A 26,580-nucleotide genomic window follows, 5' to 3' on the forward strand; every position below is an offset into this window, starting at 1 on the left:
TGTCCATGCTGCCAGACTGGCGGCATGGACCAGACGATTTCACCTGCAACCGGCGACTACGAACGCCGCCGGATTTATACACTCCATAACGCGGTTTATCTGCGACTGGCGACACCGCTTGGCAGTTACTGGGCGGATGCGTCGCTGGGGTCACGCCTGCACGAACTGAAGCGGGAAAAAGACGTTTCCCGTGTTCACAGGCTGGCGGCGCAGTATGCCAGCCAGGCACTTCAGCCCCTGCTTGATGACGGGCGGGCAAAATCCATTACCGTTGACACGAAAGCGGGCCAGCGAGGCTGGCTGTTGCTGTTAATCACCGTCACGGATAACGCGGGCACACCGCAGACGTTTGAACACCCTGTGAGGATTATGTAATGCCGTTTCCTGTTCCGGGCGTTGCTGAAAACACAGAACGCCAGCTACGTGATATCGCTAACGCCCTGCCGGGAGAAACCATCGACACCGGCGCTGACAGCGATTACCGCATTCGTGCAAATGCCGTATCCGGCGTGGCGGACGGACTTTATATGCATCAGGGATGGATCCTCCGTCAGGTGTTTCCTGACACGGCAGACCCTGAATATCTGGAGCTGCACTGCCGTACGCGCAATGTTTTTCGTAAAAAAGCAACGGCCTCATCCGGTCCGGTAGTGATTACCGGCACACCCGGTAAGACGCTGCCAGCCGGTGCGGAAATTCGTGGTGAAGGTGTCAGCGTGGCCACCACAGCAGACTGCACCATCGGTGATGAAGGCAGCGCAGAGGTGACGGTAAAAAGCACCGCCACGGGTGTACAGACGAACGCATCCGCAACGCAGACGGCAACGCTGGTCAGCCCGCCGGAAGGCATCAACAGCACGGTGACGATTAAATCCCTGACCGGTGGAACGGACAGGGAAAGTGACACCGACCTGCTGGCGCGTTATCTGGATATCCTGCGCAGGCCGCCCGCTGGCGGTAACAAATATGATTACAAACGCTGGGCGCTGGAAGTGGATGGCGTTACCTCAGCATATGTGGAGCCGTTACGTCGTGGGTTGGGGACGGTTGATGTGGCCATTACGTCAGCCAATGACCTCCCTTCGCAGGAACTGATTAATGCCGTGCTGGCACATATTGAGGAAGTCCGCCCGGTCACAGCGAAGGACACAATGGTACTGGCCCCGACGAAAAAAGCCGTTGATTTCGTTGTTCGGGTAAAAACCAGCGGCCTGACCGTTGAGCAGATAAAACCGCAGATAACTGACGTTATCACGGATTTTATGAACCGGCTGGAGCCGGGGCAGGAATTAATAATTTCACAACTGGAAACCCAGATTTCATTAATTTCCGGTGTCAGTGACCGGCGAATCATTACGCCAGCAGACAACGTAAAAGCCATTATTAACGCGTCAACGTGGGAATGGCTGCGCCCGGGAAATATTGATATTCAGTCTTTTCCACGTGAGGGGTGATTTTATGAATATGGTCGATTTATTTCGCGCCATGCTGCCACCTGTCAGTTATGACCTGAACGGGAAATATATTTCCGCAGAACTGACAGCCGAGGCTGACGTCATGGAGGCCGTGAAGGCCTCAGCGGCGCGCGTTCTGGCACAAATCACCCCGTTGCAGGCATCGATGACGCTGTCCGACTGGGAGCGCGTGTACAGTGTTGTCCCCCGTGAAGAGGCAACACAACAGGAGCGGCGGCAGAACATTCTGGTAAAAATGGCAGCCACTGGCGGACTGTCAATCCCTTACTTTAAGAGCCTTGCCGCCAGTCTGGGCTATACCATCACCATTACGGAGCCGCGACCGTTCCGGGTGGGGATAAACCGCTGCGGCGACCGTCTGCTGATACCGGAAATCCGCTGGGCGTGGCAGGTCAACGTTATCGGGACAAAAACACCGGTCTACCGGTTCAGAACGGGCGCATCGGCAACCGGCGAACCTCTGACGGCCTTTGGTGAATCCATTTTAGAAAACACGTTTAAAGACCTTAAACCGGCTTTTACAGACTGTTATTTTACGTATGAGGTGGAGGAATAATGCAGAATTTAATGCCCCCGGTGAATACGCCGGATAAGTTATTTCATGATGGTGACCCGACTCAGGGAATTGAGGGAACCATCGTTACTGCTGAATTTATGAATAATCATCAGGCAGCAACGCGTGATTTGCAGCAGGAGGTGATTAACGTCCTTAAAGAGGCTGGCGTCACCCCTGACCCGGAAAAACAAAACCAGCTGGTTGAGGCGCTGACCTCGTTTATTGGTCAGAAAGTCCCGGATGCATCACTGACGCAAAAAGGCGTGGTGCAGCTTAACAGTGCTGTTAACAGTGAATCAGAAACAGAAGCTGCCACACCAAAAGCGGTCAAAATTGCGATAGATAACGCAAACGCCAGACTGGCAAAAGACCGTAACGGCGCAGACATCCCGAATAAACAGTTGTTTCTGGATAACATCAGCGGTGTGCCAAAAGCACGCAAGGTCAACGGTATGGCCCTGACTTCGGATATCACCATCAGCAGCATCAGCGGCAACGCCGGAACAGCAACCCGCCTTCAGAACGCCCGCAGAATCAACAATGTGCTGTTTGATGGCTCCAGCGATATCACAATCACCAGTACCGATTCTGGTGCTGTGCGTAATTTCCAGTATACCAACGAGGTGTTTCATAATCCCGGCGGTACTGAAATTACATGGACATTCCGGGCACCTTCCGGCTGTCAGTTGTCAGGCATTTATGTCCAGGAAACGGGAGATAATACAGCAGACAATATCGGTGGTGTGTATTACAAATCCGCGCAGATTTATATCAATGGCTCATGGCGCACCGTATCCGGTTAATTAAGGAGAAAATAATGGAACTCAGAAACGTCACGCGTTATTACCCGGAAGAAATGCCTTATGGTGAAAACATTCAGTATTTCCGCAGTGAAGACGGACAGGATTTTTATGAATCACTGGATAAATTCACGAAGAAATACAAATTGTGTATTCACCCTGAAACCGGCGTGATTTATTCGATGGCGGAAGACGTGTCCCGTCTTTATCCGGCTGGTTTCACTATTGTGGAAGTGGACGAACTGCCGGAGGGTTTTGGCATTGAAGCCTGCTGGTATTACCGGGATGGCGAAGTGCTGCCGGTTCCGGTTGATTATTCGCAACTGGCAGAAAAGCAACGCCAGCGTCTTCTGGCTGAAGCCAGGGACATCACCTCCGACTGGAAAACCGAGCTGGGACTGGGCACCATCAGCGACGATGACAAAGCCCGTCTTACGCAGTGGATGGCATATATCAAAGCGGTGAAGGCGCTCGATTTAAGCCTGGTCAGTGATAAATCTTCCTTTGATTTAATTCAGTGGCCGGAAAAACCTGACGTGTAAAACAGTAACGGTCGCTGTCTGGTGACCGTTTTCAGTTCAGAAGGCTTTATGTCTGTATTAATTTCAGGAGCGCTGATTAATGGCGCTGGCATTCCGATGGCGGAATGCAAAATTTATTTAGATGCACTGGTTAATACCAGTGAAGTGGTTATTGAATCATTTGCGGTTATTGAAACCGATGCGGCGGGACAGTATGCCTTTGAAGCACAAAAAGGCAAATACACCGTACACATCAAACAAAAGAACGGCCCTAAGTGCTGTGTGGGTGATATTTCGGTTTACGATGACTCAAAGCCCGGCACACTGAATGATTTTCTGACCGCGCTGGATGAAGGCGACCTCAAGCCCGACGTGGTGAAACGCTTTGAGGAAATGGTGGCGCAGGCGCAGCAGAGCGCGGAAGCAGCAGCGGAAAGCGAGCGACAGGCCGGGCAACATGTCGCTGATGCGCAGAAGATAAAGGAAGACTGCGAGACGCTGGCGGATAACGTACAGCAGAATGCAGAAGCCGTTGCCGAAGACAAAAATCAGGTGGCGTTGCTGGCGTCATCTGCCACACAGGATGCGGCCCGCGCAGAGCAGGCTGTCAAGGATGCCGACACGATAGTCCGGAAAGCGGTCGATAAACTTGCTGATGCCGCAACGCTGACCGGCGAGGCAAAGGCCAGTGCCGAAGCTGCCGCACAAAGCGAACAGAATGCGGAAAATCACGCTGATAATGCAGCACAAAGCGCACAGCAGACCGCGCAGGATGTGGAGGCAACGGTCACCGCACGTGATGATGCGGAACGTTTTGCGGGTGAGGCAGAAAACAGCGCACAGACATCAGGCACAGCGCGGGACGAATCAGTCGATGCCGCCGAACGTGCCCGCCTTTATCATAATGCCGCATCATCAGCTGCAACCAGCGCGGAAAATGCAGCAAATGCTGCACTCGGGCATGAAAACAGCGCCGCTGAATACGCCCGACAGGCTAAAGCCAGCCAGGATGCAGGTGCAGACAATGCGCAGGAAGCGAAACAGTACAGGGATGAGGCGCAGCAGATAGTTGATGACCTGAATGCAACAAATGCCTCCACGACAGAAAAAGGTCTGGTGCAACTGTGTAGTGATACGGACAACGACAGCGAGGAACTGGCTGCCACGCCAAAGGCTGTCAAAACCGTCATGGACGAGACGAAAACAAAAGCGCCACTGGACAGCCCGGCCTTCACCGGCACCCCAACCACCCCAACCCCACCGGATGATGCAGCCGGTCTGGAAGCAGCGAACGCAGCGTTTGTGCGCAAACTGCTTGCTGCGCTGGTTGGCTCATCGCCGGAAGTTCTGGACACCCTGAACGAGCTGGCAGCGGCGCTGGGCAATGACCCGAACTTTGCGACGACAATCACAAACGCGCTGGCAGGCAAACAACCGCTTAATGACGTCTTAACGGCAATCAGCGCACTGACGCAACGGGCAGATAATCTTCTGTACTTCAATACAGACGGGAATGCCTCACTGTCTCTGCTGTCAGAGAAGGGCCGCGCATTACTGGCGCATGACACGGCTGAAGCCATGCGCACGGAGCTTGAGCTGAGCGCGTCTGCGACGATGGAACCCCAGAGTGATATCCGTGACCGCACACCGGGCAGGCTGGCCCTGTCCGGGATGTATGGGTTTGGACAGGCATTCACCAGCGCCGAAGCTCTGTCATTTAACGGACAGGCTGATTTCGTTGAGTGGTTGAAGAAAGTCACGCCGGGGCGGTATGCGGTCAGTATTGCGGACTCCTCCACGCTGCTGGTGGGCACCACGAAATTTAACGGTATCATTGATGTGATGTGGTCACCCTCTGATAACAATGGTTCAGACTCAGCGCGTAAATTCAAAACGCTGCTGTACTACAACCAGTATTACGAGGATGAGCACAGCATACATTGTATGCGTTATCGCTACAGTGGTAACAGCTGGAATGCAACATCAAGCCTTATTGTGTATGACGGCAACTCCCTGGCATATCTGATGTCCTCAACCGCCGGTAATGGTCCGTTCTCATATTACCAATACCCGGCCGTCGGTGTGCCGATTATGGCGGTATATCAGGGAGAAAGTTTTGGTGAAAATGCTTCTCTGGGACTCGGTGATACTGTGCCGGGTTCCCGTCTTGGTCCTCTGGCCATGAGTGCACAGGTTAGTGATACAGGGACATACGCATCCTCACCGCAGGTTGTGATTGGCGGTGCCGGTGAATACAACTTCCCCGGTCGTTACAAGGCGCTTTCGGGCCTGGGTAACAATTATGGTACTCAGCGTGGCTTTATCGGTCTTTTTGTACGCATTGAGTAATGAGGAAATCAGGCATGAAAATCAGAGCGGTGAAAGGCATCAGAAACGCACATTATCTTGAAAATGGTGCGGTTGACTGCGAGGTGTTATTTGAAGGTGAAACGGAGTTTGCCCTGTATACCGCCATACAGGATGACACGGCCCCGACAGGCCAGCACATCTGGCAGGAGCTGCAAAGCGGGAAATGGGGCGAAATCGCCCCGTTCACTGTCACGCCTGAACTTATTGCAGCGGCAAAGGATGCCAAAAGGCGGGAAATTGAGGCATGGCGCGACAGTCAGGAAAACGTTGAGTTTATTTTCACGTTTGATGGCCGTCGTTTTGATGGCGGAAAAACCTCGCAGTCACGCCTTGCCCCCGTGGTTGCAACAGCACAGGCCGGACTGCTTCCGGATGGTTTTTTCTGGACTGATGCGGATAATAACAACGTCGTACTGACCAGGGAGAAACTTATTGCGCTGAACGATGCCATGATGGTGGCCATGGTGGCGGAGGGCTTTAAAATCCACGAACGTCAGCGGAAGATGAAAGAGGAACTGAGTAGCCTGGAGGATTTACGCTCAATCAGAGCGATGGCGATTAGTGGTAATTAGCGGTCAATTCTGGGCTTTTGGGTTGCGCGCTCCCCGCCCGGAATTGCGCGTCAATTAGCCCAGAAAAAAACGCGAAGTTACACATCGGAAACTCTGCCGCACTGTTACCCGCATGACCATAAACAACGTGAGACTGGATAGCGAGAATATTTTTCATCATGTTCCCTGTATAAAAACCAGGGGGAGTGATTTCTCACTCCCCCTTTCCACTTAATGCATTATTTCCAGCAAATCAGACAGTAATTCTTTTTGCCGCGACGCAGTAAGGTAAAACGACCAAACAGACGATCTTCTTCTTTAAAGAAGTATTCAGGATCGGACTGTTTTTCACCGTTAATGGTGATGGCATTGGAGGCGATAGTTTTACGCGCCTGACCACGGGAAGGTTGCAGTTCGGAATCGACCAGCGCCTGCATCAGGTCTGCACCTTTTTCCATCTCAACCATCGGTACGCCGTCCTGCGCCAGCTGTTCGAAGTCCGCTTCACTCAGCGCACTCAAGGAACCACTGAACAGACATTCGGTAATACGTTTTGCTGCCTGCAAACCTTCTTCACCGTGCACCAAACGTGTCACCTGCTCCGCCAGAACATACTGAGCGCGCGGAGCTTTACCGCTGTTTTTATCTTCTTCTTCGAGGGCATTGATCTCTTCAATGCTCATGAAGGTGAAGAACTTCAGGAAGCGGTAAACGTCCGCATCCGCAGTGTTGATCCAGAACTGGTAGAATTTGTACGGACTGGTTTTCTTCGGATCCAACCAGACTGCGCCGCCTTCAGTTTTACCAAATTTGGTGCCGTCTGCTTTGGTGATCAGCGGAACGGTCAGGCCAAACACCTGATTCTGATGCAGACGACGGGTCAGGTCGATACCAGAAGTGATGTTACCCCACTGGTCAGAACCCCCGATTTGCAGCACGACACCGTACTGTTTGTTCAGACAGGCGAAGTCATAACCCTGCAACAGGTTGTAGGAAAACTCGGTGAACGAAATCCCCTGATCTTCACGGTTGAGACGCTGCTTAACCGCTTCTTTGTTGATCATCTGGTTGACGGAGAAGTGTTTGCCAATATCGCGCAGGAAGGTCAACACATTCATATTGCCGAACCAGTCATAGTTGTTCGCCGCGATAGCAGAGTTTTCTCCACAGTCGAAATCGAGGAACGGGGCAACCTGCTTGCGGATTTTGTCCACCCACTCCTGAACAGTTTCTTCGGTGTTCAGCTTACGCTCGGCAGCTTTGAAGCTCGGGTCGCCAATCAGACCCGTCGCGCCGCCTACCAGCGCAACCGGCTTGTGGCCCGCCTGCTGGAAGCGTTTCAGGCATAACAATGGAACAAGATGCCCCAAATGCAAGCTGTCAGCGGTAGGATCGAAGCCGCAATAGAGCGCGATCGGGCCTTGCGCCAGTCGCTCTGCTAACGCTTCCTCGTCCGTCACCTGGGCTACCAGCCCCCGCTCTTGCAATTGTTTAATCAAGTTACTGCTTGCCATCAAAATCTCCATGTATATAACGACTGCACCTTTGCCGGTACACGACTTTTCGCCAGATGCGAAAGAGACATAGAATAAAGTGCCAGAATCAGGAGTACCAGCGATTAAAGCAAGATTTTTGCATCTTTTCAGGGGGCAAGACGATCAATCTTCCACGCATCATTTTCACGCTGGTACAAAAAGCGGTCATGCAGGCGATGCTCACCGCCCTGCCAGAACTCAATCTGTTCAAGGCTGACGCGAAAACCGCCCCAAAAACTCGGCAATGGCACTTCGCCCTGTTGAAACTTCTGCTTCAGCTCCAGGAATTTACTTTCAAGGATACCGCGGGCAGAAATGCGACTGGACTGCTTCGAAACCCATGCACCAATCTGGCTATCACGTGGGCGACTATGAAAATATTTCATCACTTCGAGAGTCGAAAGTCGTTCCGCTTTACCGATCACCATCACCTGGCGCTCAAGGGTATGCCACGGGAACAGCAGGCTAACGCGCGGATTATTTTCGATTTGATGTGCTTTACGGCTGCCGAGGTTGGTGTAAAACACCATGCCTTTTTCGTCGTAATGTTTGAGTAAAACGATGCGCTGATAAGGCTGACCATGTTCATCCACGGTAGCGACCACCATCGCGGTAGGGTCCGCCAGTTTGGCTTCACACGCCTGAGAGAGCCAGCGTTCAAAAAGGGTTAATGGATCGGCGGGAAGATCGCGGCGGCGTAATCCGCCTTTGGTGTATTCACGGCGCAGATGCGCGATTTGCTGCAATTCGTCGTTATCAGACATGGTTTTCTTTACGGATTGTCAGTGGGTGACGCTATTGTGCGCCGCCCCTGGAAAAATCTCAACGCTGTGGATTTTGTAACTGACAGTTATTCAAGACGATGCGGTCGCGTTTATAGACAGTCGCTTCCTCGCCTTTCGACCAGAAAACATAGATCCCGTCGGTGTAACGTGCACCAGACGCAGAAATGCCCTGTTTGAGATGCAGTAGTTGATTATCGTAAACAAAACTGACTTCCTGGCGCGGATTATTCAGTTTGACCGTCAACGGTTTTTCATCACACTGGTATTCCAGCGTATCGGTTTGCATGCGCTCAACCAGTTGATTGAACGCGCTACAGCCGGTGAGAAGGACCGGCAAACAGATCAGTAACAGTTTTTTCATAGACATATCCCGAAGACTTTCCTGGTCTGGAGGGCAATACGCCCTCCCTAACGTTCCAAGTGTAACGGCAGACGCGGTAAGAAAAATTCAGTTAACTCTGATATCACGGGTTAGCGGGGAAAATAGCCCCCAGTACCGTCTCCTGGCTTGCGCCAGTGACGGAAGGCAGATTTCCTGGTAATCCCGCCAGCGTCCGCCAGGCAAGCCAGGCGAAAGCCAATGCTTCCATGTCATCGCCACTAATGCCAACGGCATCGGTGGTGGTGACTTCTGTGCCTGGCAGTAATGCCGCCAGACGCGCCATGAGTAGCGGATTACGACTTCCTCCACCACATACCATCAATCGTTCGCAGCCACCGCTCAACAAAACTTGTTCAGAAATGGTCACGGCGGTGAGTTCTGCCAGTGTCGCCTGTACATCTCGGGGATCAACACCCGGAAAATGGCACAAATGGCGCTCCAGCCAGCCGTAGTTAAAGTATTCGCGTCCGGTGCTTTTCGGTGCGGGTTGCGAGAAATATGGGTCGCTGAGCATATTTTGCAGCAGTGGGAGAATAACTTTACCCGCCCGTGCCCACTCGGCATCTTTATCGTAAGGTTTACCTGCCTGACGCCAGATCCAGGCATCCATCAGCATGTTACCAGGGCCGGTATCGTAGCCCCCTACCGGCTGCCCAAGAATGAGCAGTGACAGATTGGCGATGCCACCAATATTGAGCACCATTCGTCGCTCGGTTGGGTGGGCCAGCAGCGCATGATGGAACGCAGGTACCAGCGGTGCGCCTTGTCCTCCCAAGGCAATATCGCGACGGCGAAAATCACCGACAACCGTAATTCCGGTGCGTGCCACAATTTGATTGTTATCGCCAATCTGTAAAGTGTGTGGTGCCACGCCCGTCGGTTCATGCCAGACGGTTTGACCGTGACAGCCGATCGCAACGATATCTCTCGCCTGCAGGTTTTGTTCCTTAAGCAAGGCATTGACCGCATCAGCAAAAAGTCGCCCGAGTTGAGTATCAAGCTGTCCAAACTGCGAAAGTGTAAGCTGCTGGCCCTGGCAAATATCCAGTACAGCCTGTTTCAGAGACACCGGGATCGGCCAGCTCAAACTTGCCAGCTGTGCGACCCGGTGTTCATCAATTGTCGCCAACACAACATCAACACCATCAAGGCTGGTGCCTGACATAACGCCAATAAAGCGGCCCGATTTCATAGTTCATCCTTTTTCAATCTGACGTTTGCGCACCACTCAAACATAAACTTTTCGTGAATACCATGCGGAATGACCGATTTTTACCGTTGGTAGTAAAACATTATCTTCAAATCAATAATCATCATGAATGTTTTGTTTATAATTGGTTGATCCTACTTTCATTATGATTTGCTCATATTTGGTAGAACATGTAACCATGGATTCACATATGCCATATACTTTGACCATGAGGGATGCTTGCGTGGCGTTTCATGGTGAACAGGAGATTTTTCAATGATTAAACGCGTATTGGTTGTTTCAATGGTAGGTCTGTCTCTTGTCGGTTGTGTTAATAACGACACCCTGTCAGGGGATGTTTATACCGCTTCTGAAGCGAAACAAGTACAGAATGTCAGCTATGGCACCATCGTTAACGTACGTCCGGTACAGATTCAGGGCGGTGATGATTCCAACGTTATCGGCGCAATTGGCGGTGCTGTTCTTGGTGGTTTCCTGGGGAATACTGTTGGTGGCGGAACCGGGCGTTCTCTGGCTACTGCAGCAGGCGCTGTTGCAGGTGGCGTAGCCGGTCAGGGCGTACAGAGTGCAATGAACAAAACGCAGGGTGTCGAGCTGGAAATTCGTAAAGACGATGGTAATACCATCATGGTGGTACAGAAACAAGGCAACACTCGTTTCTCTCCGGGCCAACGTGTCGTACTGGCCAGCAATGGCAGTCAGGTGACCGTTTCCCCGCGCTAAATAAGTTTGCGTGTGGTCAGGTTACTGACCACACGCCCCCTTCATTTCACCCTTTGGCCTGTAACTCAATGATATTATGCTCAAGTTTTGCGATGAGCTTAATCAGTTGTTCCAGTTCCTCTGCGGAGATGCCATGTAAAATTTCCGCGCGGGTTTTGTTAATAACAGCTTCCATTTCGCTGATCAGCGGCTCTGCCTTTTCCGTCAGTTTAATACGTTTAGCCCGACGATCGCTGGCACAAGTTTGACGCGAAATTAACCCTTTTTCTTCCAGTTGGTCCAGAGTACGGACCAGTGATGGCTGCTCGATGCCAATCGCTTTTGCCAGTTGAATTTGCGACTGGTCTGGAGGTAACTGATGGATATTGTGTAACGTAACCCAATGGGTTTGTGTTAACTCCAGCGGTTTCAGGCGATGGTCTATCAGAGCACGCCATATGCGCACCAACCGTGCCAGATCAGAACCTAGTGGCGATTCCAATTTCATCTCCTTATAATTAGCTTGCTAAGATATTATGCGGCTTTTAGAATAGTGTGCAGCAATTGTATTGCTAAAACAAATGTATTGCTGCATTTGGTTACCGTCAGACATATTTTTCAGAAATTGCGCGTAAATTTTTCGCACTTAAAGAATATTTATTAATCTAACGCAATATATTCGGTCGTAAAGGAATCTACTTTGTGAAGTTTATGCTCAATGCAACAGGATTGCCCTTACAAGATCTGGTGTTCGGTGCGTCCGTCTACTTTCCTCCGTTTTTCAAAGCCTTCGCGTTTGGATTCGTCATCTGGCTTGTCGTACACCGCCTGCTTCGTGGCTGGATCTACGCCGGTGACATCTGGCATCCCTTGTTAATGGATTTATCGCTGTTTGCGATTTGCGTTTGCCTTTCCCTGGCAATACTGAATGCGTGGTAACTATGTCAATTAAAACAATTAAGTATTTCTCAACAATCATTGTAGCGGTAGTTGCGGTTCTTGCCGGATGGTGGCTGTGGAATTATTACATGCAATCTCCGTGGACACGCGACGGGAAAATACGCGCAGAACAGGTTTCTATCACCCCACAGGTGTCGGGACGTATTGTTGAGCTGAATATAAAAGACAACCAGCTGGTTAACGCGGGGGATCTTCTGCTCACGATCGATAAAACGCCCTTTCAGATCGCCGAGCTGAACGCACAGGCTCAGCTGGCGAAAGCGCAATCTGACCTCGCAAAAGCCAATAACGAAGCGAATCGTCGTCGTCATCTCTCACAAAATTTTATTTCTGCCGAAGAACTCGATACCGCTAACCTCAATGTTAAAGCGATGCAGGCCAGTGTTGATGCCGCACAGGCGACGTTGAAACAGGCACAATGGCAACTGGCGCAAACGGAAATTAGCGCCCCGGTGAGCGGATGGGTGACTAATCTTACTACCCGCATCGGCGATTACGCTGACACCGGGAAACCGCTGTTTGCTCTTGTCGATAGCCACTCGTTTTACGTCATTGGTTATTTTGAAGAAACCAAGTTGCGCCATATCCGCGAAGGTGCACCAGCACAAATTACCCTCTATAGTGATAACAAAACGTTACAGGGTCACGTTTCCAGTATCGGTCGGGCGATTTATGATCAGAGCGTTGAAAGTGACTCAAGCCTTATTCCGGATGTGAAACCTAACGTCCCCTGGGTTCGCCTCGCCCAACGTGTTCCGGTCCGCTTTGCGCTGGATAAAGTCCCAGGCGATGTCACGCTGGTGTCGGGCACCACCTGTAGCATTGCCGTAGGTCAATAATGAGTGCATCGTCATGGTCCTTGCGCAATTTGCCCTGGTTCAGGGCCACGCTGGCGCAATGGCGTTATGCGTTACGCAATACCCTTGCCATGTGTCTGGCGCTGACGATTGCCTATTATTTGAATCTTGATGAGCCCTATTGGGCGATGACCTCGGCTGCCGTGGTTAGCTTTCCCACCGTTGGCGGTGTCATCAGCAAAAGCCTCGGACGCATCGCTGGCAGTTTACTGGGAGCCATTGCAGCACTGATTCTTGCCGGACATACGCTCAACGAACCTTGGTTTTTTCTATTGAGTATGTCGGCGTGGCTTGGCTTTTGTACCTGGGCCTGTGCGCACTTCACGAATAACGTCGCGTATGCATTTCAACTGGCGGGCTACACGGCTGCCATCATCGCCTTTCCGATGGTTAATATTACTGAGGCCAGCCAGCTGTGGGATATCGCTCAGGCGCGCGTTTGCGAGGTGATTGTCGGTATTTTGTGCGGCGGCATGATGATGATGATCCTGCCTAGCAGTTCCGATGCTACAGCCCTTTTAACCGCATTGAAAAACATGCACGCCCGACTACTTGAACATGCCAGTTTACTCTGGCAGCCTGAAACAACCGATGCCATTCGTGCAGCACATGAGGGGGTGATTGGACAGATACTGACCATGAATTTGCTGCGTATCCAGGCTTTCTGGAGCCACTATCGTTTTCGCCAGCAAAACGCGCGCCTTAATGCGCTGCTCCACCAGCAATTACGTATGACCAGCGTCATTTCCAGCCTGCGACGTATGTTGCTCAACTGGCCCTCACCGCCAGGTGCCACACGAGAAATTCTCGACCAGTTGCTGACCGCGCTCGCCAGTTCGCAAACAGATTTTTACACCGTCGCACGTATTATTGCCCCGCTACGCCCGACCAACGTCGCCGACTACCGGCACGTCGCCTTCTGGCAGCGACTACGCTATTTTTGCCATCTTTATCTGCAAAGCAGTCAGGAATTACATCGTCTGCAAAGCGGCGTAGATGATCATGCCAAACTCCCACGGACATCCGGCCTGGCACGTCATACCGATAACGCCGAAGCTATGTGGAGCGGACTACGAACATTTTGTACATTGATGATAATTGGCGCATGGAGTATCGCTTCACAATGGGATGCCGGTGCCAATGCATTAACGCTGGCCGCAATTAGCTGCGTACTCTACTCCGCCGTCGCGGCACCGTTTAAGTCCTTGTCACTGCTAATGCGCACGCTAGTGTTACTTTCGCTATTCAGCTTTGTGGTCAAATTTGGCCTGATGGTCCAGATTAGCGATCTGTGGCAATTTTTACTGTTTCTCTTTCCACTGCTGGCGACGATGCAGCTTCTTAAATTGCAGATGCCCAAATTTGCCGCACTGTGGGGGCAACTGATTGTATTTATGGGGTCGTTTATCGCTGTCACTAATCCACCGGTGTATGATTTCGCTGATTTTCTTAATGACAATCTGGCAAAAATTGTTGGCGTAGCGCTGGCGTGGCTAGCGTTCGCCATTCTGCGACCTGGGTCTGACGCTCGTAAAAGCCGTCGTCATATTCGCGCACTGCGCCGGGATTTTGTCGACCAACTAAGCCGCCATCCAACACTGAGTGAAAGCGATTTTGAATCACTCACTTATCATCACGTCAGTCAGTTAAGTAACAGCCAGGATGCGCTGGCTCGCCGTTGGTTATTACGCTGGGGGGTGGTGTTGTTGAACTGTTCTCATGTTGTCTGGCAATTGCGCGAATGGGAATCGCGTTCCGATCCGTTATCGCGAGTACGGGATAACTGTATTTCATTGTTACGTGGAGTGATGAGTGAGCGTGGCGTTCAGCAAAAATCACTGGCGGCCACACTTGCAGAATTACAGCGGATTTGCGACAGCCTTGCCCGTCATCATCAACCTGCCGCCCAGGAGCTGGCGGCAATTGTCTGGCGGCTGTACTGCTCGCTTTCGCAACTTGAGCAAGCACCGCCGCAAGGTACGCTGGCCTCTTAGTTACTTAATTACACCGCAGGCATAGCGTTCACCGCCACCGCCCAGCGGTTTAGGTTGATCGGACATATTATCGCCACCAACGTGGATCATCAGCGCTTTATCTTTGACTTGATCCAGTGATTTCAGACGAGGCGCGATGACGGCATCGGTAGCTTTGCCGTCATTATTGACAACCAGCGCAGGCAGATCGCCTAAGTGCCCAGCACCTTCTGGCCCTTCATGTTTACCGGTATTTTGTGGATCAAGATGCCCGCCTGCGGATTCCGCCGCTGTGGCTTTGCCATCTTTGGTAGCTGGCTGGCAGCTTCCTTTGGCATGAATATGGAAGCCATGTTCACCGGGGGGTAATGCTTTCAGATCGGGCGAAAACTCCAGACCTTTATCGGTTTCAGTAATGGTGACGCTACCAATTGACTGCCCAACCCCTTGCGACGTGACGAGGTTCATCTCGACTTTTTCACTGGCAGCTTGCGCGCCGGTAGCAACAACCAGCGCCAGAATAGCCAGACTAAAACGTTTCATAGGACCTCCGTTCATTGTGCATTCCTGAATAAGTGTAAACCAGTGACACATTTTTGAACGGCGGCTATTCCTAAAGTGCTTACGGTACGTCGTAACCCAGTGCCGCTTTACGGATACGGAACCATTGTTGGCGAGTCATTTTCAGGGTTTCTGCTTCAACAGCTGCTCGCACGCGCTCAATTTTACCGGAGCCGATTATCGGCAGCGGCTGCGACGGTAAACGTAAAACCCAGGCGTAAACCACCTGTTCAATAGAGCCCGCGTTTAACTCCTCCGCCACCACAGCCAGTTCATCACGCAGAGGCTGGAAATAATCATCATTAAACAGACGACCACCACCAAGGCAAGACCACGCCATCGGACGAACACGCAGTTGTTGCAGTTGGTCGAGCGTGCCATCCAGCAGTAACGGCTGATGCACCGGGGATATTTCCACCTGATTAGTGGCAAGGGTAAACGGCAGGCGTGATTGCAACAGCGCAAATTGCGCAGGCGTAAAGTTCGATACGCCAAAATGGCGAACTTTGCCGCTCTGATGCAGATGTTTAAAGGCGTCCGCCACTTCATCGGCATCCATTAACGGGTCTGGTCGGTGGATTAACAGTAGATCCAGATAATCGGTCGAAAGATTAATTAGCGACTGTTCGGCGCTCTTAATGATGTGATCGCGGTCAGTAATGTAATGACCAATGACGTTTTCTTCACGCGCGGTCGTCGCGATACCGCATTTGCTGACAATTTCCATCCGTTCACGCAGATGAGGTGCCAGTTTCAGCGCCTCGCCAAACGCTGCTTCGCACTGATAGCCGCCATAAATATCAGCGTGGTCCACGGTAGTTACGCCGAGATCCAGATGCTCTTCAATAAAGCTGACCAGCTGGCGGGCGGACATATTCCAGTCCATCAATCGCCAGTAGCCCATCACAAAACGGGAAAACTCCGGGCCTTGCGGCGCAATAGTAATACGCTGAACCATAATCGCTTCCTCTTATCAGATATGAGAGGAGTATACGCAAGATTATGCTCAAAAGAGTGATGGTTGCTCCGGTTCGTCTGATGACGCTGGCTTATTTGCACGTAATTTGCGCATTAATCGCTGCCGACAAAGGCGCAGCACCTCTTGTTTTTCGCCATCGCTCATTTTATTCCAGTTAAAACGCTCATCCCGACTACGAAAACAGCCGCGACAAAATCCGCGTTCGTCAGACTGGCAAATTCCCCGGCACGGGCTCTGGACGGGAAAGAACTCTAATTGCTCCGCCACCTCGCCCTCCTCAGATAAGATTATTACCATTATTGAAGCTGTTAATGCCCAAAGTAGCAACTTTACTTGCACTAGACCGACTGGTCTACTACACTCCAACACATGAACAAACACACCGAACATGATACTCGCGAACATCTCCTGGCGACGGGCGAGCAACTTTGCCTGCAACGTGGATTCACCGGGATGGGGCTAAGCGAATTACTAAAAACTGCTGAAGTACCGAAAGGGTCCTTCTATCACTACTTTCGCTCTAAAGAAGCGTTTGGCGTTGCCATGCTTGAGCGCCATTACGCCGCATATCACCAGCGACTGACGGAGTTGCTGCAATCCGGCGAAGGTAACTACCGCGACCGCATACTGGCTTATTACCAGCAAACACTGAACCAATTTTGCCAACATGGAACCATCAGTGGTTGCCTGACAGTAAAACTCTCTGCCGAAGTGTGCGATCTGTCAGAAGATATGCGCAGCGCGATGGATAAAGGGGCTCGCGGCGTAATCGCCCTGCTCTCTCAGGCGCTGGAAAATGGCCGTGAGAACCATTGTTTAACCTTTTGTGGCGAACCGCTGCAACAGGCACAAGTGCTTTACGCACTGTGGCTTGGCGCGAATTTGCAGGCCAAAATTTCGCGCAGTTTCGAGCCACTGGAAAACGCGCTGGCCCATGTAAAAACCATTATTGCGACGCCTGCCGTTTAGCAGGCATTTTTTATCACCAGACCACCGGGAGCCTTTATGTCATCTGAAAAACTGTATTCCCCACTGAAAGTGGGCGCGATCACGGCGGCAAACCGTATTTTTATGGCACCGCTGACGCGTCTGCGCAGTATTGAACCGGGTGACATCCCTACCCCGTTGATGGCGGAATACTATCGCCAACGAGCCAGTGCCGGTTTGATTATTAGCGAAGCCACGCAAATTTCCGCCCAGGCAAAAGGATATGCAGGCGCGCCTGGCATCCATAGTCCGGAGCAAATTGCCGCATGGAAAAAAATCACCGCTGGCGTTCATGCTGAAAATGGTCATATGGCCGTGCAGCTGTGGCACACGGGGCGAATTTCTCACGCCAGCCTGCAGCCTGGCGGTCAGGCACCGGTAGCGCCTTCTGCACTTAGCGCGGGAACGCGTACTTCTCTGCGCGATGAAAAAGGTCAGGCGATCCGCGTTGAAACATCCATGCCACGTGCACTTGAACGGGAAGAGATTCCGGGCATCGTCAATGATTTCCGCCAGGCCATCGCTAATGCCCGTGAAGCTGGGTTTGATCTGGTGGAGCTACACTCTGCTCACGGTTATTTACTGCATCAGTTCCTTTCTCCTTCTTCAAACCATCGTACCGATCAGTACGGCGGCAGCGTGGAAAATCGCGCACGTCTGGTGCTGGAAGTGGTCGATGCCGGGATTGAAGAATGGGGTGCCGATCGCATTGGCATTCGTGTTTCGCCAATCGGTACTTTCCAGAACACGGATAATGGCCCAAATGAAGAAGCCGATGCACTGTATCTGATTGAACAACTGGGCAAACGCGGCATTGCTTATCTGCATATGTCAGAACCAGATTGGGCGGGAGGTGAACCGTATACTGATGCGTTCCGCGAAAAAGTACGTGCCCGTTTCCACGGTCCGATTATCGGCGCAGGGGCATACACGGTAGAAAAAGCCGAAACGTTGATCGGCAAAGGATTGATTGATGCGGTGGCATTTGGTCGTGACTGGATTGCGAACCCGGATTTGGTTGCCCGCTTGCAGCGCAAAGCTGAGCTTAACCCACAGCGTGCCGAAAGTTTCTACGGTGGCGGCGCGGAAGGCTATACCGATTACCCGACGCTGTAATCCAACATTGCGAGCGGCGCAAAGCCGCCGCTATACTAAAACAACATTTTGAATCTGTTAGCCATTTTGAGGATATAAAGATGCGTCTTCTTCATACCATGCTGCGCGTTGGCGATCTGCAACGCTCCATCGATTTTTATACCAAAGTACTGGGCATGAAACTGCTGCGTACCAGCGAAAACCCGGAATACAAATACTCACTGGCGTTTGTTGGCTATGGCCCGGAAACCGAAGAAGCGGTGATTGAACTGACCTACAACTGGGGCGTGGATAAATACGAACTCGGCACTGCTTATGGTCACATCGCGCTTAGCGTAGATAACGCCGCTGAAGCGTGCGAAAAAATCCGTCAGAACGGCGGTAACGTCACCCGTGAAGCGGGTCCGGTAAAAGGCGGCACTACGGTTATCGCATTTGTGGAAGATCCGGACGGTTACAAAATTGAATTAATCGAAGAGAAAGACGCCGGTCGCGGTCTGGGCAACTAATCTCCTGCCGGGCGTGAACTCATCGCGCCCGCATCTTTACTGCATCGACAAGTAATATTTGTCATAATGCGCGCTGCAATTTATCCGTATTAAGAGAATCAGATGTCCGATAACGCTCAACTTACCGGTCTGTGCGACCGTTTTCGTGGTTTTTATCCTGTTGTGATCGATGTTGAAACAGCTGGATTTAACGCCAAAACCGATGCGCTGCTTGAGATTGCCGCCATCACCCTGAAAATGGATGAACAAGGCTGGCTGATGCCGGACACCACATTACATTTCCACGTCGAACCATTTGTCGGCGCAAATTTGCAGCCAGAGGCCCTCGCCTTCAACGGCATTGACCCGAACGATCCCGATCGCGGCGCGGTCAGCGAATACGAGGCGCTGCACGAAATTTTTAAAGTTGTACGTAAAGGCATTAAAGCGAGCGGCTGTAACCGCGCCATTATGGTGGCGCACAACGCCAATTTCGATCACAGCTTTATGATGGCCGCCGCAGAACGCGCCTCACTGAAACGTAACCCGTTCCACCCTTTCGCCACTTTTGACACTGCTGCACTGGCCGGGCTGGCACTCGGACAAACCGTATTGTCAAAGGCTTGCCAGACCGCTGGCATGGACTTCGACAGCACCCAGGCGCACTCCGCGCTGTACGACACCGAACGCACTGCTGTGCTGTTTTGTGAAATCGTCAACCGCTGGAAACGTCTGGGAGGCTGGCCGCTACCTGCCGCCGAAGAGGTGTAATCGAGTCGATGCCTGATGACATGCAATGATTCAGGCATCTATAGTGAGGCTATTCCACGCATCATGCATGATATTCACGGGGAATAGCGTTAATGGCAGATAATCTAAACCCTTCATCGCCCCTGCCGGACGTGTTTTCACCGGCGACCCGCGACTGGTTTCTTCGCGCCTTTAAACAGCCGACCGCTGTCCAGTCGCAAACCTGGCATGTGGCGGCGCGAGGCGAACATGCGCTGGTGATTGCACCGACTGGCTCCGGGAAAACGCTGGCAGCATTTCTCTACGCCCTCGATCAGCTCTTCCGCGAAGGCGGCCAAGATACCCGCGAGGCGCATAAGCGTAAAACCTCACGCATTCTCTATATTTCACCGATCAAAGCTCTGGGCACCGACGTTCAGCGCAACTTGCAGATCCCGTTACAGGGTATTGCCGATGAACGGCGGCGGCGCGGCGAAACGGAAGTCAATCTTCGCGTGGGGATCCGTACTGGCGATACGCCTGCACAGGAACGCAGCAAACTCACCCGTAATCCGCCGGATATTCTGATCACCACACCCGAATCACTCTATCTGATGCTGACCTCCCGCGCGCGCGAAACGCTACGCGGCGTCGAAACGGTAATTATTGATGAAGTCCACGCGGTAGCGGGCAGTAAACGTGGTGCGCATCTGGCGTTAAGTCTGGAGCGGCTCGATGCGCTGCTCCACACCTCAGCACAGCGAATTGGCCTTTCTGCCACTGTACGCTCAGCCAGCGATGTGGCAGCATTTCTTGGTGGCGATCGCCCGGTTACGGTAGTCAACCCGCCTGCAATGCGCCATCCGCAGATACGGATTGTCGTACCGGTCGCCAATATGGATGATGTCTCATCGGTCGCCAGCGGCACCGGCGAAGACAGCCATGCCGGCCGAGAAGGCTCCATCTGGCCATATATTGAAACGGGTATCCTTGATGAAGTTTTGCGCCATCGCTCGACCATTGTCTTTACTAATTCACGCGGGCTGGCGGAAAAACTGACGGCACGATTGAATGAGCTTTACGCCGCACGCTTACAGCGTTCCCCGTCTATCGCCGTTGATGCGGCCCATTTCGAGTCGACCTCCGGCGCAACCTCTAACCGTGTACAAAGTAGCGACATTTTTATTGCCCGCTCACACCACGGCTCCGTGTCTAAAGAACAACGAGCAATCACCGAACAGGCGCTGAAATCGGGTGAATTACGCTGCGTGGTCGCAACCTCCAGTCTCGAACTGGGGATTGATATGGGCGCGGTGGATCTGGTAATTCAGGTGGCAACGCCGTTTTCTGTTGCCAGTGGGTTACAACGCATTGGACGTGCCGGACACCAGGTAGGTGGTATCTCCAAAGGGCTTTTTTTCCCCCGAACCCGGCGTGACTTAGTCGATTCCGCAGTCATTGTTGAGTGTATGTTCGCAGGCAGGCTGGAAAACCTGACACCACCGCATAATCCACTCGACGTCCTTGCGCAGCAGACCGTTGCCGCCGCGGCGATGGATGCATTACAGGCAGACGAATGGTACTCCCGCGTACGCCGTGCCGCACCGTGGAAAGATCTGCCAAGACGTGTTTTTGACGCCACGCTGGATATGCTTTCCGGGCGCTATCCCTCTGGCGATTTTTCTGCTTTTCGACCAAAACTGGTCTGGAACAGGGAGACCGGGATATTGACCGCCCGACCTGGCGCTCAGCTGTTGGCGGTGACCAGCGGTGGCACCATTCCGGATCGTGGCATGTATAGCGTGTTATTACCCGAAGGTGAAGAACAGGCCGGTTCGCGGCGGGTGGGTGAACTGGATGAGGAGATGGTATATGAGTCGCGGGTGAACGACATTATCACTCTCGGCGCTACCTCATGGCGGATCCAGCAAATCACCCGCGATCAGGTGATTGTGACTCCTGCTCCAGGTCGTTCTGCCCGCCTTCCCTTCTGGCGTGGTGAAGGTAACGGCCGTCCGGCTGAATTAGGTGAGATGATCGGCGATTTTCTCCATTTACTGGCAGATGGCGCTTTCTTTTCCGGGAATATTCCCCCGTGGCTGGCAGAAGAAAATACGATCGCCAATATTCAGGGGTTGATTGACGAGCAGCGCAACGCGACGGGCATCGTTCCGGGTAGTCGTCATCTGGTCCTCGAACGGTGCCGTGATGAAATTGGCGACTGGCGTATTATTTTGCACTCTCCCTATGGAAGACGGGTGCATGAACCCTGGGCGCTGGCGATTGCCGGGCGAATACATGCACTATGGGGCGCTGACGCGTCTGTGGTTGCCAGTGATGACGGCATTGTTGCGCGCATTCCTGACACCGATGGTAAATTGCCCGATGCCGCGATTTTTTTGTTTGAACCAGAAAAGTTACTGCAAATTGTCCGTGAAGCGGTAGGCAGCTCGGCACTTTTCGCCGCCCGTTTTCGTGAATGCGCCGCGCGGGCATTATTAATGCCGGGCCGCACGCCGGGCCATCGCACCCCGCTCTGGCAACAACGGCTGCGCGCCAGTCAGTTGCTGGAAATCGCTCAGGGATATCCGGATTTTCCGGTCATTCTCGAAACCCTACGCGAATGTCTGCAAGATGTTTATGATCTTCCCGCGCTGGAGCGTTTGATGCGTCGTCTGAACGGTGGCGAAATTCAAATATCCGATGTAACGACCACTACGCCCTCGCCTTTCGCCGCCAGTTTATTGTTCGGCTATGTCGCGGAATTTATGTACCAGAGCGACGCCCCGCTGGCAGAGCGCCGGGCATCCGTACTGTCGCTGGACAGCGAGTTACTGCGCAATCTACTCGGACAGGTCGATCCGGGGGAATTACTCGACCCGCAGGTCATTCGCCAGGTGGAAGAAGAGTTGCAACGACTGGCTCCTGGCAGAAGAGCGAAAGGTGAAGAAGGATTGTTCGACCTGCTGCGCGAACTGGGGCCAATGACCGTTGAAGACCTGGCGCAACGGCATACAGGCAGCAGTGAAGAGATTGCGTCGTATCTGGAAAATCTTCTTGCAGTAAAACGAATCTTCCCGACGATGATTAGCGGGCAGGAGCGTCTTGCCTGTATGGATGATGCCGCCAGGCTGCGCGATGCCCTCGGCGTACGACTACCAGAGTCACTGCCAGAGATTTATTTGCACCGAGTCAGTTACCCGCTTCGCGACCTCTTTCTGCGCTATCTCCGGGCTCATGCTCTGGTCACGTCTGAACAACTGGCTCATGAGTTTAGTCTCGGTATTGCCATTGTCGAAGAGCAACTTCAGCAACTGCGCGAACAGGGGCTGGTGATGAATCTGCAACAAGACATCTGGGTGAGCGATGAAGTATTTCGTCGTCTGCGTTTGCGCTCGCTGCAAGCCGCCAGAGAAGCGACACGTCCCGTTGCGGCCACGACCTATGCGCGATTGCTGCTGGAACGTCAGGGCGTATTACCCGCCACCGATGGTAGCCCGGCACTCTTTGCCTCAACATCGCCAGGCGTTTATGAGGGCGTGGATGGCGTCATGCGGGTGATCGAACAGCTTGCCGGAGTCGGTTTACCCGCCTCACTCTGGGAAAGCCAGATCCTGCCTGCCCGCGTACGCGACTATTCGCCAGAAATGCTCGATGAATTACTGGCAACCGGTGCGGTTATCTGGTCGGGGCAAAAAAAACTGGGTGATGATGACGGTCTGGTGGCACTGCATCTACAGGAATATGCCGCAGAATCGTTCACTCCCGCCGAAGCGAATCAGGCGAATCGTTCGGCGCTGCAGCAAGCGATAGTCACGGTTCTGGCTGACGGAGGAGCCTGGTTTGCACAACAAATCAGCCAACGGATACGCGATAAAATCGACGAATCGGTTGATCCCTCAGCCCTGCAAGAGGCGTTATGGGCGCTGGTCTGGCAAGGCGTCATCACCAGCGACATTTGGGCACCGTTACGCGCCCTCACCCGCAGCAGTACCAACACACGCACCTCAACTCGTCGCAGCCACAGGGCTCGACGTGGACGTCCTGTCTATGCGCAACCCGTCTCGCCGCTGCTATCTTACAACACACCAAATCTGGCTGGACGCTGGTCGTTATTGCAGGTGGAGCCACTAAACGATACCGAAAGGATGCTGGCGCTGGCGGAAAATATGCTCGACCGCTACGGCATCATCAGTCGTCAGGCGGTGATAGCCGAAAATATCCCTAGCGGGTTTCCATCGATGCAAACGCTTTGTCGAAGTATGGAAGACTCCGGGCGAATTATGCGAGGTCGTTTTGTAGAAGGTCTGGGTGGCGCGCAATTCGCTGAACGTCTGACTATTGACCGATTGCGCGATCTGGCGACACAAGCCACGCAAACGCGCCACTATACACCAGTGGCGCTCTCTGCCAACGATCCGGCTAATGCATGGGGAAATCTTCTGCCCTGGCCTGCACATCCGGCAACGCTGATACCAACGCGTCGGGCGGGTGCGCTGGTGGTCGTTTCTGGCGGCAAATTGTTACTCTATCTGGCGCAAGGTGGCAAAAAAATGCTGGTCTGGCAGGAAAAAGAGGAATTACTCGCCCCAGAGATTTTCCACGCGCTGACTACCGCACTGCGTCGCGAACCACGGCTGCGCTTTACGCTAACAGAAGTGAATGACCTACCGGTCCGGCAAACGCCGATGTTTACGCTGCTGCGTGAGGCGGGATTTTCAAGTTCGCCACAAGGACTGGATTGGGGATAGAGAAAGGATTGACGGATGCCCGTTCGCATCCGTCAGTATTGCAGGACGGATTATTCAGCGTCCGGCTCTTCAGACTTGTATTTAGCGGCAGTTTCTTTGATCAGCTGCTGCAGTTCGCCACGCTGATACATTTCGATCACGATATCACAACCGCCGACCAGCTCGCCGTCAACCCATAGTTGCGGGAAGGTCGGCCAGTTAGCATATTTCGGCAGTTCCGCACGAATGTCCGGATTCTGCAGGATATCAACATAGGCAAAACGTTCGCCACATGCGGCAAGCGCCTGGACTGCCTGGGCAGAGAAACCGCAGCTCGGCAGTTTCGGTGAACCTTTCATGTACAGCAGGATCGGGTTTTCAGCAATCTGGCGTTGGATTTTTTCGATAGTGGTGCTCATTGTCTTGCTTCCTCAAACTTCTTTACGGCAGTAATCTGACATTGTAGCGGGTCAGTGCGGCATCGGAAAATAACATTTTCATCACGCTTTTGCTATTTTATCCCTTTGTTCTATTTGTTGCATTTCAAATATTCGTTTCTTCCCTTATGCACGGCAAACTGGCGTATTTATAACCATTTTTAGCTTCCACTGCTGCATTTTTTTGCGCTCGCCGACGAAACGTATTTTTTAACAATAAAAGCTATTAACTTTCTCTTCTTCTATGCATTAGAATCATCAAGTTTTGTAAATCAGACGCAGGCATGATAGACCTGCCTTAACAGAGGGACGCTCAGTGGCGCGGATAAACCGTATTTCGATCACGCTCTGTGCTTTACTTTTTACCACCCTGCCTTTAACGCCTATGGCCCATGCTTCAAAGCAAGCCAGGGAGAGTTCTGCTACCACTCATATCACCAAAAAAGCAGATAAAAAGAAAAGCACGGCAACCACCAAAAAGACCCAGAAAGCCAGCCAGAAAACAGCGAAAAAAGCCGCCAGTAAAAGTACGACCAAAAGCAAAACCGCTTCTTCCGTTAAAAAATCTTCCATTACCGCTTCTAAAAACGCCAAAACTCGCAGCAAACACGTCGTCAATAAAACGGCCTCAGCCAGCTTTACCGAAAAGTGTACCAAACGTAAGGGCTATAAATCGCATTGTGTGAAAGTCAAAAATGCCGCGTCAGGAACTCTTGCCGACGCACACAAAGCGAAGGTGCAAAAAGCCACAAAAGTGGCAATGAATAAACTGATGCAGCAAATTGGTAAGCCATATCGTTGGGGCGGCAGCTCACCGCGTACCGGTTTTGATTGCAGCGGCCTGGTTTATTACGCTTATAAAGATTTGGTGAAAATTCGTATTCCGCGTACGGCGAATGAAATGTATCACCTGCGAGATGCAGCGCCAATCGAACGTAGTGAACTGAAAAACGGCGACCTGGTCTTTTTCCGTACTCAGGGACGCGGTACAGCCGATCATGTCGGCGTATATGTCGGCAACGGCAAATTTATTCAGTCACCGCGTACGGGTCAGGAAATTCAAATCACTTCTCTCAGTGAAGACTACTGGCAGCGCCACTATGTTGGCGCTCGCCGGGTAATGACCCCAAAAACACTTCGCTAAAACTCTACCCTGTTGTTACGGCAACAGGGTAAGTTCATCTTTTGTCTCACCTTTTAATTTGCTACCCTATCCATACGCACAATAAGGCTATTGTACGTATGCAAATTAATAATAAAGGAGAGTAGCAATGTCATTCGAATTACCTGCACTACCATATGCTAAAGATGCTCTGGCACCGCACATTTCTGCGGAAACCATCGAGTATCACTACGGCAAGCATCATCAGACTTATGTCACTAACCTGAACAACCTGATTAAAGGTACCGCGTTTGAAGGTAAATCACTGGAAGAGATTATTCGCAGCTCTGAAGGTGGCGTATTCAACAACGCAGCTCAGGTCTGGAACCATACTTTCTACTGGAACTGCCTGGCACCGAACGCGGGTGGCGAACCAACTGGAAAAGTCGCTGAAGCTATCGCCGCATCTTTTGGCAGCTTTGCCGATTTCAAAGCACAGTTTACTGATGCAGCAATCAAAAACTTTGGTTCTGGCTGGACCTGGCTGGTGAAAAACAGCGATGGCAAACTGGCTATCGTTTCAACCTCTAACGCGGGTACTCCGCTGACCACCGATGCGACTCCACTGCTGACCGTTGATGTCTGGGAACACGCTTATTACATCGACTATCGCAATGCACGTCCTGGCTATCTGGAGCACTTCTGGGCGCTGGTGAACTGGGAATTCGTAGCAAAAAATCTCGCTGCATAATAACTGATGGCAAATGCAACATTGCCTGATGCGCTTCGCTTACC

Annotated in this window: 27 protein-coding genes and 1 pseudogene; 18 read left to right on the top strand and 10 right to left on the bottom strand. The window is 52.2% G+C overall.

Annotated features, from left to right (window positions below):
- Nucleotides 1-24 precede the first annotated feature (24 nt).
- Genes QUE34_RS10360 through QUE34_RS10390 form a run of 7 tightly spaced genes read left to right on the top strand, consistent with a single transcriptional unit; the run spans nucleotide 25 to nucleotide 6,294 of the window.
- Nucleotides 25-375: a phage GP46 family protein gene (locus QUE34_RS10360; RefSeq protein WP_000372931.1), complete on the top strand. Its 351-nt coding sequence runs from the start codon at nucleotides 25-27 to the stop codon at nucleotides 373-375.
- Entirely contained in the window at nucleotides 375-1,454 is a 1,080-nt protein-coding gene (locus QUE34_RS10365; RefSeq protein WP_042966139.1) for a baseplate J/gp47 family protein, read from the top strand. The genes QUE34_RS10360 and QUE34_RS10365 overlap by 1 nt, the downstream gene beginning before the upstream one ends.
- 4 nt (nucleotides 1,455-1,458) lie before the next feature.
- The gene (locus QUE34_RS10370) at nucleotides 1,459-2,031 is read left to right on the top strand and encodes a YmfQ family protein (RefSeq protein ID WP_042966140.1); all 573 of its coding nucleotides are present in this window, start codon (nucleotides 1,459-1,461) and stop codon (nucleotides 2,029-2,031) included.
- On the top strand, nucleotides 2,031-2,834 hold the full coding sequence (locus tag QUE34_RS10375) for a phage tail protein (RefSeq protein ID WP_042966141.1): 804 nt from the start codon (nucleotides 2,031-2,033) through the stop codon (nucleotides 2,832-2,834). Before QUE34_RS10370 ends, QUE34_RS10375 begins: the two co-directional genes overlap by 1 nt.
- 14 nt (nucleotides 2,835-2,848) lie before the next feature.
- On the top strand, nucleotides 2,849-3,373 hold the full coding sequence (locus QUE34_RS10380; RefSeq protein ID WP_042966142.1) for a tail fiber assembly protein: 525 nt from the start codon (nucleotides 2,849-2,851) through the stop codon (nucleotides 3,371-3,373).
- A gap of 48 nt (nucleotides 3,374-3,421) precedes the next feature.
- Nucleotides 3,422-5,701, top strand: coding sequence for a prophage tail fiber N-terminal domain-containing protein (locus QUE34_RS10385; RefSeq protein ID WP_286338960.1), 2,280 nt, complete (start codon nucleotides 3,422-3,424; stop codon nucleotides 5,699-5,701).
- A 14-nt stretch (nucleotides 5,702-5,715) separates the two neighbouring features.
- Nucleotides 5,716-6,294, top strand: a complete 579-nt coding sequence (locus tag QUE34_RS10390; RefSeq protein WP_050937700.1) for a DUF4376 domain-containing protein — start codon at nucleotides 5,716-5,718, stop codon at nucleotides 6,292-6,294.
- An 82-nt stretch (nucleotides 6,295-6,376) separates the two neighbouring features.
- Here QUE34_RS10390 and QUE34_RS28600 read toward each other — a convergent pair.
- The 5 genes and pseudogenes from QUE34_RS28600 to anmK form a co-directional block, all read right to left on the bottom strand.
- A pseudogene (locus tag QUE34_RS28600) lies at nucleotides 6,377-6,451 on the bottom strand (hypothetical protein); the annotation flags it as partial.
- Nucleotides 6,452-6,512: 61 nt separating this feature from the next.
- On the bottom strand, nucleotides 6,513-7,787 hold the full coding sequence (gene tyrS, locus QUE34_RS10395; RefSeq protein WP_001295400.1) for a tyrosine--tRNA ligase: 1,275 nt from the start codon (nucleotides 7,785-7,787) through the stop codon (nucleotides 6,513-6,515).
- Nucleotides 7,788-7,915: 128 nt separating this feature from the next.
- Nucleotides 7,916-8,572: a pyridoxamine 5'-phosphate oxidase gene (pdxH, locus tag QUE34_RS10400; protein ID WP_001282319.1), complete on the bottom strand. Its 657-nt coding sequence runs from the start codon at nucleotides 8,570-8,572 to the stop codon at nucleotides 7,916-7,918.
- Between the two features lie 58 nt (nucleotides 8,573-8,630).
- Nucleotides 8,631-8,960 (bottom strand): C-type lysozyme inhibitor, encoded by a 330-nt coding sequence (gene mliC, locus QUE34_RS10405; RefSeq protein ID WP_000061974.1) that lies wholly within the window; start codon nucleotides 8,958-8,960, stop codon nucleotides 8,631-8,633.
- Between the two features lie 97 nt (nucleotides 8,961-9,057).
- A complete protein-coding gene (gene anmK / locus QUE34_RS10410; protein ID WP_286338961.1) occupies nucleotides 9,058-10,167 on the bottom strand; it encodes an anhydro-N-acetylmuramic acid kinase in 1,110 nt (369 codons plus the stop codon).
- A gap of 273 nt (nucleotides 10,168-10,440) precedes the next feature.
- On the opposite strand from anmK, the gene slyB reads away from it, so the two are divergent.
- Nucleotides 10,441-10,908, top strand: a complete 468-nt coding sequence (gene slyB, locus QUE34_RS10415) for an outer membrane lipoprotein SlyB (RefSeq protein WP_000597196.1) — start codon at nucleotides 10,441-10,443, stop codon at nucleotides 10,906-10,908.
- A gap of 46 nt (nucleotides 10,909-10,954) precedes the next feature.
- Here slyB and slyA read toward each other — a convergent pair whose 3' ends face one another.
- The gene (gene slyA / locus QUE34_RS10420; RefSeq protein ID WP_000445640.1) at nucleotides 10,955-11,389 is read right to left on the bottom strand and encodes a transcriptional regulator SlyA; all 435 of its coding nucleotides are present in this window, start codon (nucleotides 11,387-11,389) and stop codon (nucleotides 10,955-10,957) included.
- A 200-nt stretch (nucleotides 11,390-11,589) separates the two neighbouring features.
- On the opposite strand from slyA, the gene QUE34_RS10425 reads away from it, so the two are divergent.
- Genes QUE34_RS10425 through QUE34_RS10435 form a run of 3 tightly spaced genes read left to right on the top strand, consistent with a single transcriptional unit; the run spans nucleotide 11,590 to nucleotide 14,698 of the window.
- Nucleotides 11,590-11,826, top strand: a complete 237-nt coding sequence (locus QUE34_RS10425; RefSeq protein WP_032303125.1) for a DUF1656 domain-containing protein — start codon at nucleotides 11,590-11,592, stop codon at nucleotides 11,824-11,826.
- Nucleotides 11,827-11,828: 2 nt separating this feature from the next.
- On the top strand, nucleotides 11,829-12,686 hold the full coding sequence (locus tag QUE34_RS10430; protein WP_032303126.1) for an efflux RND transporter periplasmic adaptor subunit: 858 nt from the start codon (nucleotides 11,829-11,831) through the stop codon (nucleotides 12,684-12,686).
- Nucleotides 12,686-14,698 carry an FUSC family protein gene (locus QUE34_RS10435; RefSeq protein ID WP_032303127.1) on the top strand — a complete coding sequence of 671 codons (2,013 nt, stop codon included), beginning with the start codon at nucleotides 12,686-12,688 and terminating at the stop codon, nucleotides 14,696-14,698. The genes QUE34_RS10430 and QUE34_RS10435 overlap by 1 nt, the downstream gene beginning before the upstream one ends.
- Here the strand turns inward: QUE34_RS10435 and sodC are convergent, their stop codons facing one another.
- From sodC to QUE34_RS10450, 3 genes are all read right to left on the bottom strand, one after another.
- Nucleotides 14,699-15,220 (bottom strand): superoxide dismutase [Cu-Zn] SodC, encoded by a 522-nt coding sequence (gene sodC, locus QUE34_RS10440; RefSeq protein WP_001353183.1) that lies wholly within the window; start codon nucleotides 15,218-15,220, stop codon nucleotides 14,699-14,701. It abuts the gene before it with no gap.
- A gap of 79 nt (nucleotides 15,221-15,299) precedes the next feature.
- A complete protein-coding gene (locus QUE34_RS10445) occupies nucleotides 15,300-16,196 on the bottom strand; it encodes an aldo/keto reductase (protein ID WP_032303128.1) in 897 nt (298 codons plus the stop codon).
- 48 nt (nucleotides 16,197-16,244) lie between these two features.
- Nucleotides 16,245-16,484 carry a DUF1289 domain-containing protein gene (locus tag QUE34_RS10450; protein ID WP_000840481.1) on the bottom strand — a complete coding sequence of 80 codons (240 nt, stop codon included), beginning with the start codon at nucleotides 16,482-16,484 and terminating at the stop codon, nucleotides 16,245-16,247.
- A gap of 102 nt (nucleotides 16,485-16,586) precedes the next feature.
- On the opposite strand from QUE34_RS10450, the gene nemR reads away from it, so the two are divergent.
- The 5 genes from nemR (at nucleotide 16,587) to QUE34_RS10475 (ending at nucleotide 24,267) form a co-directional block, all read left to right on the top strand.
- Complete coding sequence (gene nemR / locus QUE34_RS10455; RefSeq protein ID WP_001032937.1) at nucleotides 16,587-17,186, top strand: DNA-binding transcriptional regulator NemR; 600 nt, start codon at nucleotides 16,587-16,589, stop codon at nucleotides 17,184-17,186.
- Nucleotides 17,187-17,222: 36 nt separating this feature from the next.
- The gene (gene nemA / locus QUE34_RS10460) at nucleotides 17,223-18,320 is read left to right on the top strand and encodes an N-ethylmaleimide reductase (protein ID WP_000093576.1); all 1,098 of its coding nucleotides are present in this window, start codon (nucleotides 17,223-17,225) and stop codon (nucleotides 18,318-18,320) included.
- 80 nt (nucleotides 18,321-18,400) lie between these two features.
- On the top strand, nucleotides 18,401-18,808 hold the full coding sequence (gloA, locus tag QUE34_RS10465; RefSeq protein WP_001237796.1) for a lactoylglutathione lyase: 408 nt from the start codon (nucleotides 18,401-18,403) through the stop codon (nucleotides 18,806-18,808).
- A gap of 102 nt (nucleotides 18,809-18,910) precedes the next feature.
- A complete protein-coding gene (rnt, locus tag QUE34_RS10470; protein ID WP_001282281.1) occupies nucleotides 18,911-19,558 on the top strand; it encodes a ribonuclease T in 648 nt (215 codons plus the stop codon).
- A 92-nt stretch (nucleotides 19,559-19,650) separates the two neighbouring features.
- Complete coding sequence (locus QUE34_RS10475; protein ID WP_105268560.1) at nucleotides 19,651-24,267, top strand: ATP-dependent helicase; 4,617 nt, start codon at nucleotides 19,651-19,653, stop codon at nucleotides 24,265-24,267.
- A 50-nt stretch (nucleotides 24,268-24,317) separates the two neighbouring features.
- On the opposite strand, the gene grxD is transcribed toward QUE34_RS10475, so the two are convergent.
- Nucleotides 24,318-24,665, bottom strand: coding sequence for a monothiol glutaredoxin 4 (grxD, locus tag QUE34_RS10480; protein WP_000108172.1), 348 nt, complete (start codon nucleotides 24,663-24,665; stop codon nucleotides 24,318-24,320).
- Nucleotides 24,666-24,999: 334 nt separating this feature from the next.
- On the opposite strand from grxD, the gene mepH reads away from it, so the two are divergent.
- Both mepH and sodB read left to right on the top strand, forming a co-directional pair.
- Nucleotides 25,000-25,827 carry a peptidoglycan DD-endopeptidase MepH gene (mepH, locus tag QUE34_RS10485; protein WP_000101187.1) on the top strand — a complete coding sequence of 276 codons (828 nt, stop codon included), beginning with the start codon at nucleotides 25,000-25,002 and terminating at the stop codon, nucleotides 25,825-25,827.
- A gap of 127 nt (nucleotides 25,828-25,954) precedes the next feature.
- Nucleotides 25,955-26,536, top strand: a complete 582-nt coding sequence (sodB, locus tag QUE34_RS10490) for a superoxide dismutase [Fe] (RefSeq protein WP_000007283.1) — start codon at nucleotides 25,955-25,957, stop codon at nucleotides 26,534-26,536.
- Nucleotides 26,537-26,580 lie beyond the last annotated feature (44 nt).

This window comes from Escherichia sp. KS167_9B (genome assembly GCF_030295215.1).
Lineage (GTDB): Bacteria > Pseudomonadota > Gammaproteobacteria > Enterobacterales > Enterobacteriaceae > Escherichia > Escherichia coli_F.